Source organism: Streptosporangium roseum DSM 43021 (assembly GCF_000024865.1).
Lineage (GTDB): Bacteria > Actinomycetota > Actinomycetes > Streptosporangiales > Streptosporangiaceae > Streptosporangium > Streptosporangium roseum.
The window spans coordinates 9,093,846-9,109,272 of the sequence record NC_013595.1 but is presented as its reverse complement, the minus strand read 5'-3'; the positions used below and the strand labels follow the sequence as shown (position 1 = coordinate 9,109,272).

Annotated in this window: 10 protein-coding genes; 3 read left to right on the top strand and 7 right to left on the bottom strand. The window is 74.6% G+C overall.

Going from position 1 to position 15,427, the window contains the following annotated elements:
- Positions 1-19: 19 nt before the first annotated feature.
- From SROS_RS46635 to SROS_RS48315, 4 genes are read right to left on the bottom strand one after another with little or no spacing between them, the layout of a single operon-like run.
- Entirely contained in the window at positions 20-4,525 is a 4,506-nt protein-coding gene (locus SROS_RS46635) for a beta-ketoacyl synthase N-terminal-like domain-containing protein (protein ID WP_012894628.1), read from the bottom strand.
- A gap of 29 nt (positions 4,526-4,554) precedes the next feature.
- On the bottom strand, positions 4,555-5,517 hold the full coding sequence (locus tag SROS_RS39805; RefSeq protein ID WP_012894627.1) for a hypothetical protein: 963 nt from the start codon (positions 5,515-5,517) through the stop codon (positions 4,555-4,557).
- Between the two features lie 2 nt (positions 5,518-5,519).
- Positions 5,520-7,712, bottom strand: a complete 2,193-nt coding sequence (locus tag SROS_RS39800) for an FG-GAP repeat domain-containing protein (protein ID WP_012894626.1) — start codon at positions 7,710-7,712, stop codon at positions 5,520-5,522.
- An 18-nt stretch (positions 7,713-7,730) separates the two neighbouring features.
- Positions 7,731-9,269 carry a DUF1702 family protein gene (locus SROS_RS48315; protein WP_148269359.1) on the bottom strand — a complete coding sequence of 513 codons (1,539 nt, stop codon included), beginning with the start codon at positions 9,267-9,269 and terminating at the stop codon, positions 7,731-7,733.
- 230 nt (positions 9,270-9,499) lie between these two features.
- Between SROS_RS48315 and SROS_RS46625 the strand changes: the two genes are divergently transcribed.
- Genes SROS_RS46625 through SROS_RS39780 form a run of 3 tightly spaced genes read left to right on the top strand, consistent with a single transcriptional unit; the run spans position 9,500 to position 11,801 of the window.
- Positions 9,500-10,081, top strand: coding sequence for a DUF998 domain-containing protein (locus tag SROS_RS46625; protein ID WP_012894624.1), 582 nt, complete (start codon positions 9,500-9,502; stop codon positions 10,079-10,081).
- Positions 10,078-11,151 (top strand): sensor histidine kinase, encoded by a 1,074-nt coding sequence (locus SROS_RS39785; protein ID WP_012894623.1) that lies wholly within the window; start codon positions 10,078-10,080, stop codon positions 11,149-11,151. The genes SROS_RS46625 and SROS_RS39785 overlap by 4 nt, the downstream gene beginning before the upstream one ends.
- Positions 11,148-11,801, top strand: a complete 654-nt coding sequence (locus SROS_RS39780; RefSeq protein WP_012894622.1) for a response regulator transcription factor — start codon at positions 11,148-11,150, stop codon at positions 11,799-11,801. The genes SROS_RS39785 and SROS_RS39780 overlap by 4 nt, the downstream gene beginning before the upstream one ends.
- A 110-nt stretch (positions 11,802-11,911) precedes the next feature.
- On the opposite strand, the gene SROS_RS39775 is transcribed toward SROS_RS39780, so the two are convergent.
- The 3 genes from SROS_RS39775 to SROS_RS39765 form a co-directional block, all read right to left on the bottom strand.
- Positions 11,912-13,318 carry an FGGY-family carbohydrate kinase gene (locus tag SROS_RS39775; protein WP_012894621.1) on the bottom strand — a complete coding sequence of 469 codons (1,407 nt, stop codon included), beginning with the start codon at positions 13,316-13,318 and terminating at the stop codon, positions 11,912-11,914.
- A 66-nt stretch (positions 13,319-13,384) separates the two neighbouring features.
- Complete coding sequence (locus SROS_RS39770) at positions 13,385-14,425, bottom strand: 2-hydroxyacid dehydrogenase (RefSeq protein ID WP_012894620.1); 1,041 nt, start codon at positions 14,423-14,425, stop codon at positions 13,385-13,387.
- Positions 14,426-14,617: 192 nt separating this feature from the next.
- Positions 14,618-15,403: a DeoR/GlpR family DNA-binding transcription regulator gene (locus SROS_RS39765; RefSeq protein ID WP_012894619.1), complete on the bottom strand. Its 786-nt coding sequence runs from the start codon at positions 15,401-15,403 to the stop codon at positions 14,618-14,620.
- Positions 15,404-15,427: the final 24 nt, after the last annotated feature.

Below are 15,427 nucleotides of genomic sequence, written 5' to 3'. Positions count from 1 at the left end.
CGTCCAGGGATGTCTGACCTCACCGCCGTTCCCCGGTCATGATCGAGACCGCGACCGGCTCCTCCACGCCCCTGACCCGGACCACCGTCGAGGCGATCAGGTCGGCGCCGGCCCGCAGCAGCAGCCAGCCACCCTCATGGCCGTCCACGACGGTGAGCGGCGTCGTCGGCGGGCGGCCCGCTCCGGACAGGCATTGGAGAGCGGTCCAGATCCGGGTGGTCACGGTCTCCTCGGGCTCGTCGCAGCACGGCCGCAGCTCGTCGATCAGCGAGACGGAGGCCGGTCCCAGCGTTCCCCGCGCCCGGCCCACCCGTTCCCAGGAGCAGTGGGCCGGGCCGTCCACGCCGAGCACGAGGTCGCCCAGCCGGCTGTGGGACGTCCCGCCGTCCATGGTCACGTGCAGCGCCGGATCGAGGCCGAGGGCGACCGCGGCCCGCTGCAGGTAGACGGCCAGCAGGTTCGGCGGCCACGGGTCACGCCGGGGGAGCGGGCCGACGTCCTTCATCCGCAGCCCGGTCCACGCCGCCACCAGCCGCCCGCGCACGTCGGTGGCGGTGACGTCCCAGACGTACTCGCCCCCGTCGTGGTGCCGCTCGGTGGCGTGCAGCCTCACGTCCCCCTGTGACGGGCGGACCACCAGCCGCTCGCCGCCGACCGGCAGCAGCCGCCGGTGCGGCACGCACGCCTGCAGCGCGTGGATCGTGGCGTCGCTCAGCCCCGGGCTGCCCAGCACCGGCCTGTCCTCGAACCAGCCGTCGGGGTCGTCGCCGTGCAACTCGCCCCGGCATCCCCGCGCCTCGACGAGGGTCAGCTCCCTGACCCGCTGGAACCGGCCGGTGTGGAAGCACAGCGCGCCGTACAGCTCCCCGGCGTCCAGCGGCTCGGCGCCGTCCCGGTTCAGCTGCGGTACGGCCAGCGTCTCGTCGGCCGGGTCCACCGGGAACACGGCCCTGAAATGGTCGACGCGGAATTCCGTCTCCTCGCTGCGGACCACCACCTCGACCGTCTGCCCGTGCCGGAGCGCGCATACCCGGATCGTGGTGCCGCCCTCGTCGGGCACGGCCACCGGCCGGTCGAACGTCATCTGCCCGGCCTCGTCCAGCGGCCGCCCCGCCAGCACTCCGGCGGCCTGCGCCATCGCCTCCAGCGCCACCACCGCGGGCAGTACCGCCAGGCCGTCGATCCGGTGGTCGTCCAGGTAGGAGTCGCTGCTGAGCGACAGGCGGCTGTCGGCGACCAGCTCCACGCCGGGGACGTGCACGCGGACCTCGTCGAGGAACCGCCCTCCCGCCGGGCAGGGGGCGGCGGGTCCGCCCAGCCTGCCGTGGACGGCCACGCTGGGCGGCAGGTTCCCGGTCCTGAGCAGCGTGAGGAACAGCTCCACCCCCTCCTGCGGCGTGATGGCCGTCACCTCCGCTCCGGCGGCACCCGGCCGCCGTTCGTGGCCGGTCCCGGTCCACACCGGCCAGTCGATGTGCAGCCCGCCGATCCTTCCGGCCCGCTCCCGCAGCAGCCCCTCGGCCAGCGCGCGGTGGCTCCCGCCGGCCAGGCCGTACCGGCCGGCCACCGATCCGAAGGTCACCACCCGCCGGGGCGTGGTCGCGGCCAGCAGGTTGTCCAGGCCGGTCAGCCCGGACACGATGTGCCTTTCGGCGTCCTCGGCGTGCCTTTCGGCGTCCTCGGCGGCGAGGTCGGTGAACCGGTCCGGCCGGTCGGCGTCCGCCTGGTGGATCACCATGGTGACCGGCCCCAGCGCGCTCTCCAGCTCCCGTACGGCGTGCGCCGCCTCCCCCGCGTCACCGGCATCCGCCGTCGCGCAGCCGTACCGGACGCCCCTGCGGGCCAGCTCCTCCAGGTCTCCCGCCGGGATCGCGTCGCGGCCCGGCCGTCCCCGCCCGAGCAGGGCCAGCCCGCACCCGCTCGCCTCGGCCAGCGCCATGGCACAGGCGACCGCGATCCCCTCGCCGCCCCCGCTGACCAGCACCACGTCCCCCGGACCCACCGGGAGCGGCCCCTGCCCGTCGAGGGTGAGCGGGACCCTTCCCGACGGACGCCCGGCATCGAGACCGAGGCCGGGATGCTCCCGCCCCAGCGACGCCAGGAACCCGGCCAGGGCGTCGCCCTCGCAGAGCACGGCCAGCCCCTCGCCGCCCGCGATCGCCTCGCGGACCGCCGTGACCAGCGTCCCGACCGCCCCCGGCCGCAGCGGATCGTCGATCACGACCCGCCTGACCGGCGCCTCTCCGTCCTCCGCCCCAAGCCGGACGCCGCGACGGCCCTTCCCCTTCCCGGGGCGGTCCTTCCCGTTCCCCGGGCGGTCCTTCCCGTTCGGGGCGGGAGGAGTCTGGCCGCCGGGACGCGCCTCCCCGGTCCCGGCGGGGACGGGCCGCTCGGCGGTCGCCGGGTCGTCGGCGAAACACCGCACCCAGCGCGCCACGCCGGCCACCGGCCCGGCGTCCGCCCGCTCCCGGCACGCCCTCCCGTCCGGGTCGTCCCCCTCCTCCGCGTCCTCTCGGGGGGTGGCCTCGGAGCCCCCGTACGGGACGGCCGGGCAGGGGCCGGAGATGAAGACGCGGTCGCGCCAGATGTCGACGGGCCGGGCCGGATGATCACCGTAGAGGGCGGTGAGATCCGGGATGGCCATGGCGGCCCAGAGGGCGGCGGCGGCCTCGGCCGAGGGGACCCCCGCGGGAGAGGGCGGCGCCGTTCCGTCCTGCGCGTCCGGTCCGAGATACACCCCCGGCAGGGTGGCCGGCAGGCCGGACTGGGCGCCGTCCAGCCAGTCCAGGGCGAGAGCGGCCCGCTCGGCGAGCTGTTCCGCCGACCCCGCCACGATCGCGATCCGCGACGGCCCGGCGGGAACGGTCCCCAGCGCGTACGCGAGATCGCACAGCTCTGCCTCCGACCACCGCGCCGCCTGGTCCGCGACCCGCTCCAGCACCGGCCGCACGGCTTCCAGACCCTCACCCGAGAACGCGAACACCACCGGCTCCTCCCGCGAGGGCCCGTCGGTCACCCGCCGTCGCGGAGCTGCTCCCGGTACGGCCTCCGGCGTGGTGGGGCGGCTGTCCCCGCCGGTCGGCACCGGGGCGGTCAGGACGAGGTGGGCGTTGACGCCGCCGGACCCCGTGGCGCTCACCCCCGCGTGGCGGGGCCCGGCGGGCCACGGTTCGGGGACGGCCAGGACCCGCAGGGGGGCGCCGGGGGCGGTCAGCAGGGGGTGCGGGGATCCGCAGCCGGTGGTCGGGGGCAGGACGCCGGAGGCGATGCCCAGGGTGGCCTTGATCAGTCCCGCGACTCCGGCGGCCGCCCCGGTGTGCCCGATGTTGGCGCTGACGGAACCGATCGCCGCCCCCCGCACGGCGCCGGGCCCGGTGGCCGCCCGGCCCGGTGCGCCGGATCCGGTCACCGCCCGCCGCGCGGCGTCGGACAGGCGCGCGGCATCCGCCAGCAGGCGGGTGAGTGCGGTGAGCTCGACGGTGTCGTCGCCGGCGCCGGCGCCCTCGAACAGGGCGACGGCGGCGGGGGAGACACGCGCGTGCGCGTAGGCGCGGCGCAGGGCCAGGAGTCGGCCGTCGGCCTCGGGGCGGGCGTCGGCGCCGGGGCGGGCGACGCCGTCCCCGCCGTCGCAGGACACGCCCCAGCCGGTGATCTCCGCGTGGATCCGGAGCCCGGCGGCGCGGGCGTCGGCCGTACGCGCCAGGGCGACGATCCCGCAGCCCTCACCCGGCCAGAAGCCGTCCGACCGGGTGTCGTAGATCCGCATGCGCTCGCCGGCCAGCGCGCCCGCCTTGGCGAGGCCGACCAGCTCGAACGGGTCGAGGCCGAGGTCCACGCCTCCGGCCAGCGCGAAGTCCACGCTTCCGTCCAGCAGCGAACGGCAGGCGGTGATCACCGCCAGCAGGGACGAGGCGCATCCGCCGTTCACCGTGTATCCGCCGCCGCGCAGGTCGAAGTGGTTGCAGATGCGCGCGGCGACCGTGCCGGCCAGGCTCTCCCCGGAGATCTCGGGCAGCGGCCGCAGATACTCGGCCTCCGCCTGGGCCAGCAGCCGGGCGGTCGTCTCCTCGGGGAGCTCGGCCAGGGCCGAGGACAGCACGCGCCGCACGTACGGCCAGCGCAGCCGGAGCGCGGAGGTCCGGGCGACCTCGCCGGTCAGGGTGTCGCCGACGACCACCGCGACCCGGTCCCGGTCGAGCCCCTCCCCGCCGGGCGAGCCCGCGTCCGCCAGGGCGCGGGACGCGGTGTCCAGGGCCAGCCAGTGGGCCGGGTCGGTGACGCGGTGGACCGGGTCGGGGACGCCGAAGGCGGCCCGGTCGAACTCCCAGCCCTCGATCAGGGCGGCACGGGTGCTGTGGGTCCGGTCGGGGGCCGACCGGTCGGGGGAGTGGTGGTCGGCCAGGTCCAGCCGTTCGACCGGCAGGCGCCGGAACGCCCGCCGCCGCGACACCACCGCCTCCCACAGTGCCCCCGGATCGGGCGCGTCCGGATAGGTGCAGGCCAATCCCACGATCGCGACGGACATTAGGAGTACCCCTCAGGTGTTCGCATGGGTCATGGCTGGGCGCCCGCCGGCACCTCGGACAGGCCGCGCGCGCCGGCGGGAACGGGGACGGTCGCCGGGCGGACGCGGGCGAGCAGGGCCAGGCCCGCCCCCCGGCCGGCGCAGACGATCAGGAGGGCGGACAGCAGCCCGGAGACGACGTGGAAGTGGAACTGGACCAGCAGGCCGTGTGCCGCCGCCGTGGCCAGGCCGAACACGACCTGGCCACGCGGCCGGGCGGGAGTCGTGCCCAGGTCGGTGAGCACGTAGCCGGTGGCGAGGACGGAGGCCACGCCGGTCATCGGCAGCAGGGCGCCGATGACCGAGACGTCGGTCAGCCCACCCCGGGCCAGCCCCTGCAGGACGGACCCGCCCACCCAGCCCAGGACCAGCGGCAGCCGCCCGACCAGTCCGGCGTTCACCGCCGAGCCCAGCACCAGCACCAGCCCGGCCAGCGGCACGAGCGAGCCGGGCGGCCCCGGAACCCATTCGGCGAGCCCGTACGGCGGCGCGACGCCGACCCACGGGAACAGCAGCACCACGGCGAGGGCGCCGGAGCACGACGGGTTCAGGTAGTGCCCGCCGGGCGTGTCGCCGGTGCGGTGCCCCGCCACGCCCGGCGCCCTGACCCGCAGGACGTACGTGCTGCCCACGCCGATCAGGACGGCCAGTACGACCGGCATCGGGTCGGCGCCGCCGTACAACAGCATCGCGCAGGTCAGCCCGGTGATGTAGGAGGGGAGGAAGAAGTCGGCCACCTGGCCGGGCGTCCCCCGGTAGCGGGCCGGGCGCCGCCACGCCCACGCCTCCACGGTCTCCAGCACGAACTCGGCGATCATCCCGGTGACCGCGCCCGCGATCGGTGTCAGGTAGGCCTGCTCGAAGCCGAGCACGGTGTGCCCGAGCACGGTCATCACGGTGATCGACCCGGCGAAGCGGCGGAGCGCCCGGCCGCGCTTCCAGGCGGCGTCCATGATCAGTCCATCTCCGAGGCGCGGCCGTCGGCCAGCAGGATCCGGTGCCAGCCGGGCCTTAAGGACACCGACGCGGTACGGAGGACGCCGCAGGCGTCGCGCCAGGACAGCTCGACCGGCGACGGGCCGCCCGGCGCGTCGCCGCCCAGGCCGAACAGCAGCTCCGGCGCGGAGACGCCGTTGTGCCCGTTGGCCGGGTAGAGCTGCCGGCTGAGCGTGCGCCCGCCGGGCAGGCGCACCGTGGCGGTGGCTCCGATCGCGGGACGCGTCCAGGTCCGGCCGGGCGCGGTGGGACGGGCCAGGGGCGGGCGGGACGGAGGGCCGGAGCCGGCTGGGGCGGGGCCGATCAGGGCGGAGAGCGTCAGCCTGGGCCGGGCCAGCGGGGGACGGGCCGGAAGGGGGCTGATGAGTGCGGAGAGCGGGGAGGCGGGACGGCGCGAGCGGGAGCCGGTCTGCGCGGAGAGCGGCGGGACGGAAGGGGGCGAGAGGGGGCTGATGAGTGCGGAGAGCGGGGAGGCGGGACGGTAGGTGAGGGGGCCGGTCTGCGCGGAGAGCGGCGGGACGGCGGCCGTGCCGCAGGATCCGGCGGGCAGGCGGAGCCGCAGGCCCACGAACGGGGCGGTGGCGCCGTTGTTGCGGTAGAGCACCGAGGCGGCCCACTGGTTGGCGACCGCGAAGTCCAGCCGCCCGTCGTCGTCCACGTCGCCGACGGCGAAGGACCGGCTGACCGTGTCGCCGCCGACCCCGGCCCGCCGGGCCACGTCCACGTAACGGCCGCCGGGACCCCGGACGAAGAAGCTGTTGGTGCCGCCGCCCGCCTCGCCCCCATTCCCGGCGCCGACCTCGTCTCCGGCTCCGGTGTCCGGCGTCGGCTCGGACGGGAGCGAGCCACCGGAGACCGCCGTTTCCAGTGGTGGCGCCCATCGGCCGCTCCCACCCCGGACGGGCCCGGTCGCGTGCATGATCTCGTCGGTGCCGTCGTTGTCGAAGTCGGCGGCCTTGACGTCCCAGGACCATCCGGTACGGCTCAGCCCCAGGTCCTCGCCGTGGTCGTCGTAGGGCGCGTGGCCCTCGTGGAGCCCGCCCGGCCGGGAGACGAAGGCGAAGTCGCTCTCGTGCGCCCCGGGGTCCCCGGTGATGTTGCTGACCAGGATGTCCGGCGTGCCGTCGGCGTTGAGGGCGGTGAAGCCGACCCCCATGCCCTTGGAGGAGTCCTGGCCGACGACGTTGGACCGGGGGGTGGTCAGGTGCCTGGTGCCGCGTGCCTCCCGGAACCTGATCCTCCCGGGTACCGACTCGTTGACCAGCAGCTCGTCCGGCCCGAAGTCGTTGGCCACGTACAGGTCGGGCCGCCCGTCGCCGTCCAGGTCCTGGGTGCCCAGCGCGAGCGTCCACCCCCTGCCCCCGGTCCCGGCCCCGTCGAACGCCCCCTCCGCCTCGGCGAACCGCGCGGGCCCCGTCGCCCGGTAGAGACGGTTGGCACCCCCGTCGCCGGCGTCGGACGGCGAGCCGGGCATCGCGCCGCCGGCGCTGTCCGCGGTGCCGTCCAGCACCCTGGCGCCGTCCGGGAAGTAGTTGCCGAAGACCAGGTCGAGGCGGCCGTCGCCGTCGAAGTCACCGGCCGTGGCGGCGCCGGTGTTCCAGATCTCCGGCTCCGGGGTCAGGTCGCGGTGGCGGAAGGCCGCGCCGGACGGCGGGGCGCCGGGGACCCGCACGAACAGTGAGGGGGAGCGGCCCCAGTAGTAGACGACCAGGTCCTGCCAGCCGTCCTGGTCGAGGTCTGCCGGCAGGCACCCCGTCGGCGCCTCGTACGGCCCGCGCTCCGGCGCGGCCAGTGCGAACGGCCGGTAGTGCTGCGGCGTGCCCGGCGCGGGACTCACGGTCACCGTGTCATGGCGCGGGTCGACCAGGCACACGTCGTCGGAGACGACCGCGTTGTCGGCGTCGAACAGCGCGACGCCCGCGCCCGTCGAGGACACCCAGGCACGGATGTCCCGGTAGGCGGGTGCGACCGGCCGGAGGTTCCGGTCGCCCGGCCGGTCGGCCGGGCCGAGAGGGCTGGCGGTGAAGGAGAAGCCCGCGGCGGCCTCCGCCGCGGAGGTGTCGGGCAGCCCGGTCAGCCTCCAGCCGGCGGTGCAGGCCGCCAGTGCCAGAGCCCCCGCCGCGTACTTGCGAATCCCCGATGTCGCTTTCACGGCTCCCCCGAGCTGTGGTCAAGAGTCGCGGTTGCGCCGCGCCCAGGCCTTCCTGATCCCCGCCCGCCAGGCCTGGTAGTGGTCGCCGCTGTGGGCGTTGTGCCCCAGGGCGATGAGCGCGGTGTCGGTCCAGCCGCCCGCCTCGTCGACCTCCACCCCGCACAGCGCGGGCGTGGCGGCGACCGTGTGCTCGGGCACGATCCCGGAGATCAGCCGGGAGGCGCACGCGAAGGCGCTGCCCTGCACGAGGTGGGCGCGGAAGCCGTCCTCGGCCGCGGCCACGCTCAGCCGCTCCAGCTCGGCGGCGCTCGCCCCGCCGGTGTAGGTGGCGGCCAGGCCCACGCCGCTCCACAGGTCTGCGCGGCGGCCCGGGGGGAACTCGGCGATGCGCAGGATGACGTCGTCCACGCCCGCGCACTCGTGGAACCAGAGCATCCGGCCCAGCCCCTGATCGAAGATCGCCCGCCGGGTCCGGTCCATCAGACCCGCCGAGCGCTGCCGCCCGACCGTCCGGTCGGTGACGAAGAAGCCCTGGTGGAAGCCGAAGCCGTCGAACGCCAGCCAGCGCAGCAGCGGGTGGACCGAGCGGATGCCCCACATCGGCCGCATGCGCAGCCGGGCGTACGCCCAGCCCACGCCCAGGTGGATCATGTGCGGATAGCGCATGCCCTGCCCGCTGAGCAGGTCCCTGAGCCGCCGGCCGCCGGTGATCGTCAGCACGTCGAGGGTGGTGCAGGCCATGCCCGCGCCCTCGTAGGCGAACCCGCGCAGCTCCTCGTGGATGTCGTCGATCCGCCCGGTCTCGCCCGCGATCACCGCGTTGAAGCCCGTCAGGAACGACTGGCTCGCGGTCTCCAGCCGCTCACGGGCCGGGCCCAGCCGGAACCGGCGCGGGCCGAAGTCGACCTGCGCGAGATCCTGCCAGAACAGGCCCGACAGCCCCCGGGGCCTGGTCAGCTCCAGCTCGGCCGGGTCCACCGGGTTCACCGGCGCCGTGGCGACCACCTGCGCCGCCGGTGCCGTGGCGACCACCTGCGCCACCGGCGCCGTCGCGACCACCGGGTCCATCGGGGCCGTCTGGGCTGTCAGGTCCATCGGGACCGCAGGGTCCACCGGGTCCGCCGAGGCGGGGACGGCCGGCTCTGGTGTGCCGCCGGCGACCTTCTCCGCCTCCGTGACCTGCCCAGACTTCGATCTCTCCGCACCGGGGGCCGTCCGGGCCCCGGTGTCGCCCGCGCAGGGGACCTTCCCCGTGCCGGGGATCTTCCAGGCTCCGGTCCTCCCACGCTCGGGGGCCTGTTCCACGCCGCCCTTCTCGACGTCGGCGACCCGTTCCGCGTTGGAGCTCCTCCCGGATCCGGCCGTCTCCGCGGCGGAGGCCCGCTCGGTGTCGGGGGCCCGCTCCATGCTGGGGGCCCGCTCCATGCTGAGGGGCCGCTCGGTGTCGGGGGCCCGCTCCGCGCCGGGGGGCCGCTCCGCGCCGGGGATCTGCTCCGCGTCGGCCCTACCGACTCCGTCGCTCTGAGCCACTACTCGGGTGCCCTCCGCATTGCTCACAGGCTTGAACGTAGTAAGTCGCATTCTGGCCTTCAAGCACTGTGTTTCGGATTCCTGGCAAAGAAAGCGCTATCGGCCCGGCACACAACCTTGGCGTGATGAGCCCCGAACCGTGTTGATCCTGGGTGGCCGAGACCTCTGCTGGAGCACGCGTACACCGATCGGTGTACGCGCGGGTGTCTGCGGATGGACGACGCCGGGGGCAGGGGGCCGTCCCTAACGTCTGGACCATGAAAAAGACAGTTCTTACCGGTGTCGGCATCGGCGTCGCGGCTTTCACGATCTCGGACGTGGTCAACAGGGAGATGAGCCCCGTTGGCGAGACCATCAGCAGGTTCGTCAACACGGGTGCCGGTTGGCTGGTCCCGCTCGGGCTGGTCGCCGTCGCGCTCGCCGCGGCGGCCCTGACGGTGGCGGTGGCCCGGACCGGTGCCAGCCGTGCGGGAACCTGGCTGCTCGGCATCTGGTCGCTGGGGCTCCTGCTGGCCGCGATCTTCCCCGCCGACCCGCCGGGGCAGTGGGACAATCCGTCGGTTTCGGAGAGCGTTCATGGTTTCTCCGCCTGGGCGGCTTTCGCGGCCTTCACGGCCGCCGCCGTGGTGCTCACCAGGGCTTGGCCGCGGAACGCCCTGCTCACCGGGGCGACTGTTGCCTTGGTGTCTGGAATGATCCTGTTTGTGGTCACCCTCGTCGATGTCATGGTCTCCCGGTCTCTGCCCCCGGTGGTGGGGCTGACCGAGCGCATCGCCGTCGCCGCCTGCCTCGGCTGGATGGCCCTGGCCGCCCTCCGCCTGCCTCGCACCAGTCGATGATCACCACTGTGCTGCCCGCCGTTCTCACGACTGTCGCCGTCCTGACCGGGATGGCGGCGGTCGGCGCCCCGATCGGCTGGCCGGCGATCACGATGGGGATCCTGCTCGGCGGGCTGTTGGTGGCGCGGCGGCGATGGCCGGTCGGCGTCCTGCTGATGTCGGCGGTCGTGCTGATCGCCTTCCAGGGGGCGGGGCTGTTCGAGGGCGGCTGGGTGTGGCCGCTGACGGTGGCCGCCTACACCGTCGCCGCGGCGGGCCGGACCCGCTGGGCCATCGGTGTGGGACTGTTCCTGCTGGTCTACGCACTGGCCTGGGACTGGGCCGTCACGAACGGCTCCCCTGCCCGCGCACTCGCGGCGGGTGGGGCCGAGACGCTCTGGCTGGCGCTCGTGCTTGCGATCGGCAATGCCCGGCACCTCCAGGCGCGCTGGCGGGCGCAACTGGAACAGGCGCGCGAGGCGGACGCCCGCCGACGGCTCGCCGAACAGCGGCTGGAAATCTCCCGCGAGGTCCACGACATCGTCGCCCACACCCTGGCCGTGGTCGGCGTCCACCTCAACGTGGCCGCCGACGCGCTGGAGGAGTCTCCCGAGGAGACGCGCGAGGCCCTGCGCACCGCGATGGACGTGCGCGGTAAGGCCATGGCGGACCTGCGCTCGCTCATCGGCGTCCTGCGGATCGACGGTGACACCGCCCCGCAGCCGGACCTGGGCGACATCGCCGCCCTCGTCACCGCCGCCAGGGCGACCGGCCTGAGCGTCGACCTGCACGAGGAGGGTGACCCCACGATGGTCACCGGCCCCCAGGCCGTCGCGGCCCACAGGCTCGTCCAGGAGTCGCTGACCAACACCATCAAGCACGCGAACGCCGACCACGTATCGGTACGGCTGCGCTACACGAGCGCCGCGGTGACGGTCGAGGTGATCGACGACGGCCACGGGGCGGCGGCTCCGGCAGAGGGGCACGGCCTGACCGGCATGCGCGAACGCGTCACCACGCTGGGCGGCACACTGAGCATCGAAGGGAGCGGGGGCTTCGCCGTGCGAGCGAGCATCCCCTTGGGAACATGACGATCAAAGTACTCCTCGCCGACGACCAGGCCCTCGTCCGGGCGGGTTTTCGCAGCCTGCTCAGCCGGTCCAAGGAACTCACCGTGGTCGGGGAGGCCGCCACGGGCGACGAAGCGGTACGGCAGGCCCGCTCCACCGAACCCGACGTGATCCTCATGGACATCCGCATGCCCGGGATGGACGGCATCGAGGCCACCCGCCGGATACTCGCCGAACGTCCGGCGACCAAGGTCGTCATCCTCACCACGTTCGACACCGACGAGCACGTCTTCGCCGCGCTGCGCGCCGGCGCCAGCGGCTTCCTCACCAAGGAGGTCGCGCCGGCCGAGCTCCGCCACGCGGTCGCCGTGGTCGCCGCGGGAGAGGCGCTGCTGTCGCCGAGCGTCACGCGGCGGGTCGTTCAGCAGTTCGCCCACCGGCCCGCACCGGTGAGCGGCGACGGGCTCGCCGTACTCACCGTCCGCGAGCGCGAGGTCGTCCGCCTGGTGGCCGAGGGGCTGTCCAACGATCAGATCGCCGCCAAGCTCGTGATCAGCCCGTTGACCGCCAAAACACACGTCACCCGTGCCCTGATGAAGCTGAACGCCCGGGACCGGGCGCAGCTGGTGATCCTCGCCTACGAGACCGGTCTGGTCCAGCCGGGCTCCTGAGCGGGAAGGATCGGCAGGTTCTCCCAGCAGGCCCGGAAGGCGTTGGCCCGTGCTGCAGCCCACACTTTTAGCAAGTGAAATGTGTTCTTAACAAGATTTGACTTTATATTTCACAGGGAACTTCTCAGGCTTCGCACGTCGTCGAGATAGCGGAGGTAGTGCTCCTCCAGGTCGTGGCGGGGCTCGTACCAGCGGGTGCCCGCGGTCCAGGCGGCCTCGTCCACGGCGACGCCGAACCGGCGGGCGGCGGCCAGCGCCGCGCCCCTCGCGCCCACCTCGGGCCCCCTGGCCAGCCGGAGCGGGCGCCCCAGCGCGTCGGCGAACAGTTGCAGCCAGGCCTCCGAGCCGGTGCCGCCGCCGCAGACGGCCACCTCCCCGGTGAGTCCCGCCGCCTCGAAGCAGTGCCTGGCCGCGAACGCCAGGCCCTCGCACCCGGCGCGGACGACGTCGGCCTTGGTCACGGCCAGTTCCAGGCCGTCGAGCCTGCCCCGCGCCGCCGGCTCGACGAACGGCGCACGCTCGCCCGACGGCGACAGGTAGGGCAGGAAGCGCACGCCCCGCGCGCCCGGCGGGCTCTGGGCGAGGAGGTCGCCGAGCTCGCCGTGCCCGGCGCCGACCAGGCGGAGCAGCCAGTCGAGCGCCGCGGTGCCGGTCATGGCGGGCATCGCCCGCAGCCAGCCGTCCGGCGTGCAGAGGGTCTGGCCCGCGGGCTCCCCGTCGAGGTCGAGACGGTCGGTGACCACCTCGCAGGCGAGCGTGGTCCCGATGATCAGCAGTCCGTCGCCCGGCCGGACGACACCCGCCCCGGCGGCGCAGGCCGGCAGGTCGTACGGCCCGGCGGAGAGCGGGACGCCCCTGAAGGCGCCCCGCAGGATCTCCCCGGCCGGCAGCTCCGCCGCGACGGGGGGCAGCAGCCCCCGCCGGTGCTCCAGGCCGCACAGGCGGAGGAGTCCGGCGTCGCGCTCCCGCGTCCGCGGATCGGTGAAGAGGTTGGAGGCGTCGGACAGGTCCGTGGCGCGCACCCCGGTGAACCGCTGCATGATCATGTCCTTGCAGCGCGCGGCGGTGGCCGCCCGGTCCAGCGTCGCGGGGCTGGTGCGGTCGAGGTGGGCGAGCAGGGGGGCGCCCGAGCCGGGGAAGGCGGCGTTGCCGGTGCGCCGGAAGAGCTCCTCGAACGTGCCGTCGCGCATCCAGCCGTCGACCAGTGGGGTGGCGCGGCCGTCCAGCCAGGACAGGGCGGGCCCGGTGGGCCTTCCCTCCCCGTCGAGCAGCCAGAGCCCGTCTCCCTGGCCGGTGAGCCCGGCGGCCCGGACCTCGCCGGTCCGGACGCCGCCGGCCGCGAGCCGGCCGAGGACGTCCTCGACGGCCGCGACCACCGCCTCCGCGTCCTGCTCCACCTGGCCGGGGCCCGGATGGCCGAGCGCGAGCGGCCGCGACTCGACCGCCAGCACCTCGCCGTCCGGCGCGAAGGCCACCGCCTTGACCCCGGACGTCCCGGCGTCGACTCCGACGATCATCTCCAACTCCTGTGTGTCGGGGGATTGCTGGAACCCGGGATCGCCGGCCCGGGACGGGGGAGACGCTCAGCCGGTGAGGGCCGGGGTGGCGACCGTGTAGGCGAGGGGCTCGCCGCGGCACCAGCGGGCGACCTCCTCGACGGCCATCCGGACCGCGCGGTCGGCGGTCTGCCGGGTGGCTCCCGCCAGGTGCGGGACGAGGAGGGTGTTGGGGGCGGACCTCAGCGGATGGGACGCGGGCAGTGGCTCCGGTTCGTAGACGTCCAGGCCGGCCCCGCCCAGATGCCCCGACTCCAGGGCGGCGGTGAGCGCGTCGGTGTCCACGAGGGCGCCCCGCGCGGTGTTGACCAGGACCGCGCCGCGGGGCATCAGGGCCAGCTCGGCGGCGCCGATCAGGCCGTGGGTCTCGGGGGTGAGCCGGGCGTGCAGGCTCACCACCCGGGAGCGCGCGAGCAGCTCGGGCAGCTTCACCGGGGTGACGCCCTCGGGCAGCGTGCCGGCGAACGGGTCGGCCACGAGGACGTGCGCCCCGAGCGCCTGGAAGGCGGCGGCGACCCGGCGGCCGATGGCGCCGAACCCGACGACGCCCACCTCGGCGCCGTCGAGCTCGCCGCCGCAGAGGTCGTAGGAGTACAGGTCCGAGCGCCACTGCCCGTCGCGCATCGTGGCGTGCACCTCGCTGAGGCGGCGCAGCACGCCCAGGGTCAGCGCCACGGCCAGCTCGGCTGCGGCGGGGGCGTTGCGTCCGGGGGTGGAGCACACCGTCACCCCGCGCTCGGCGGCCATGGCGAGGTTCACGTTGACGGGGCCGCCGCGGGTGACGACGAGCAGCTTCAGGGCGGGGGCGTCGGCCAGGACCCGCGCGGTGAACGGGGCCATCTGGGTGACGGCCACCTCGACGTCCCGCAGCGCGGCGATCAGCTCGTCCTCGTCTCCCGACGCCTCGTGCACCTCCGCGATCGGGCCGTACGGCCGCACCGGCCACGGCCCGGTCAGGGACGTCACCGCGACACGCTCGCCGAGCTCGGCGCGGAGCCCGTCGGCGACGGCGGAGGGCCGGACGAAATGGTCTCCGGCTGCGAGCACGTTCACTACATCTCTCGGCATGTCGTGAAACGCTACATCAGTGCTGTGAAAATTAACATAGAAAATGTTAAGTGTCTCGCCGTAGATCACCCCGGCGTCCCGGGGGGACGCAGGCCGGACGGACGCCACCCGGGTCCGCCGCTCTCCGGAGCTCGCCGCTCTCCGGAACCCGGCGCCCCTGGAGCTCCAGGGAGCCGCCGGAGCCCGGCGACCCTAGAGCTCGGCGATCTCGACGTTGCGGTGCTTCTCGCGCAGGAGCTGGACGGCTTCGGCGGGGGCGCGCGAGTCGACCACGATGGTGTCGAAGTCGTCGAGCGGCGCCACTTTGTGCAGTGCCACCCGGGCGAGCTTGGAGTGGTCTATCGCCAGGACGCGGCGCGAGGCGGAGCGGAGCATCGCCCGTTTCACCAGCACGATCTCCTGCTCCTGGTGGAAGGCGTAGCGGTCGGAGACCGCGGAGGTGGAGACGACCACCATGTCCGTGCTCATCGCCTCGATGGCGTCCACGCAGGCGACGCCGAGGAAGGAGTCGTGCGTGGGGTGGTACTCCCCGCCGAGCGCCATCAGCCGGATGCCGGGCGCCGCCGCGAGGAGCTTGATGGCTTCCAGGAAGTTGGTGACCACGGTCAGCGGGGTGACCTCGCCGAGGTGCCTGGCCACCGCGAGCGCGGTCGTGGAGTCGTCGAGCATGATCGAGCTGCCGGGCTCGATGAGCCGGGCGACGTGCCGCGCGATCGCCTCCTTCTCCTCCTGGTGGGCCGTACGCCGGTAGACGATGTTGCTCTCGAAGACGTTGGACGCCTGCGCGGTCGCGCCGCCCCTGAACTTGCGGACCATCCCCTGACGTTCGAGCTCGTCCAGGTCGCGGTGGACCGTCATCACGCTGACGCCGAAGGCCTCGGCGAGATCGGTGACCGAGGCCGACCCCTGGCGCATGACGTGTTCCGCCATCGCCTGGCGACGGGAGGCGCCGCCGGCCGTGTGCTGACGCGAATTCACCTGGCGAGCTCCAAGTCGTTGTTG

Excerpts from the sequence above, each read along its gene's own strand:
- SROS_RS46635 (WP_012894628.1), bottom strand. The coding sequence starts at position 4,525 with ATGTCCGTCGCGATCGTGGGATTGGCCTGCACCTATCCGGACGCGCCC.
- SROS_RS39805 (WP_012894627.1), bottom strand. The coding sequence starts at position 5,517 with ATGGACGCCGCCTGGAAGCGCGGCCGGGCGCTCCGCCGCTTCGCCGGG.
- SROS_RS46625 (WP_012894624.1), top strand. The coding sequence starts at position 9,500 with ATGAAAAAGACAGTTCTTACCGGTGTCGGCATCGGCGTCGCGGCTTTC.
- SROS_RS39785 (WP_012894623.1), top strand. The coding sequence starts at position 10,078 with ATGATCACCACTGTGCTGCCCGCCGTTCTCACGACTGTCGCCGTCCTG.
- SROS_RS39780 (WP_012894622.1), top strand. The coding sequence starts at position 11,148 with ATGACGATCAAAGTACTCCTCGCCGACGACCAGGCCCTCGTCCGGGCG.
- SROS_RS39775 (WP_012894621.1), bottom strand. The coding sequence starts at position 13,318 with ATGATCGTCGGAGTCGACGCCGGGACGTCCGGGGTCAAGGCGGTGGCC.
- SROS_RS39770 (WP_012894620.1), bottom strand. The coding sequence starts at position 14,425 with ATGCCGAGAGATGTAGTGAACGTGCTCGCAGCCGGAGACCATTTCGTC.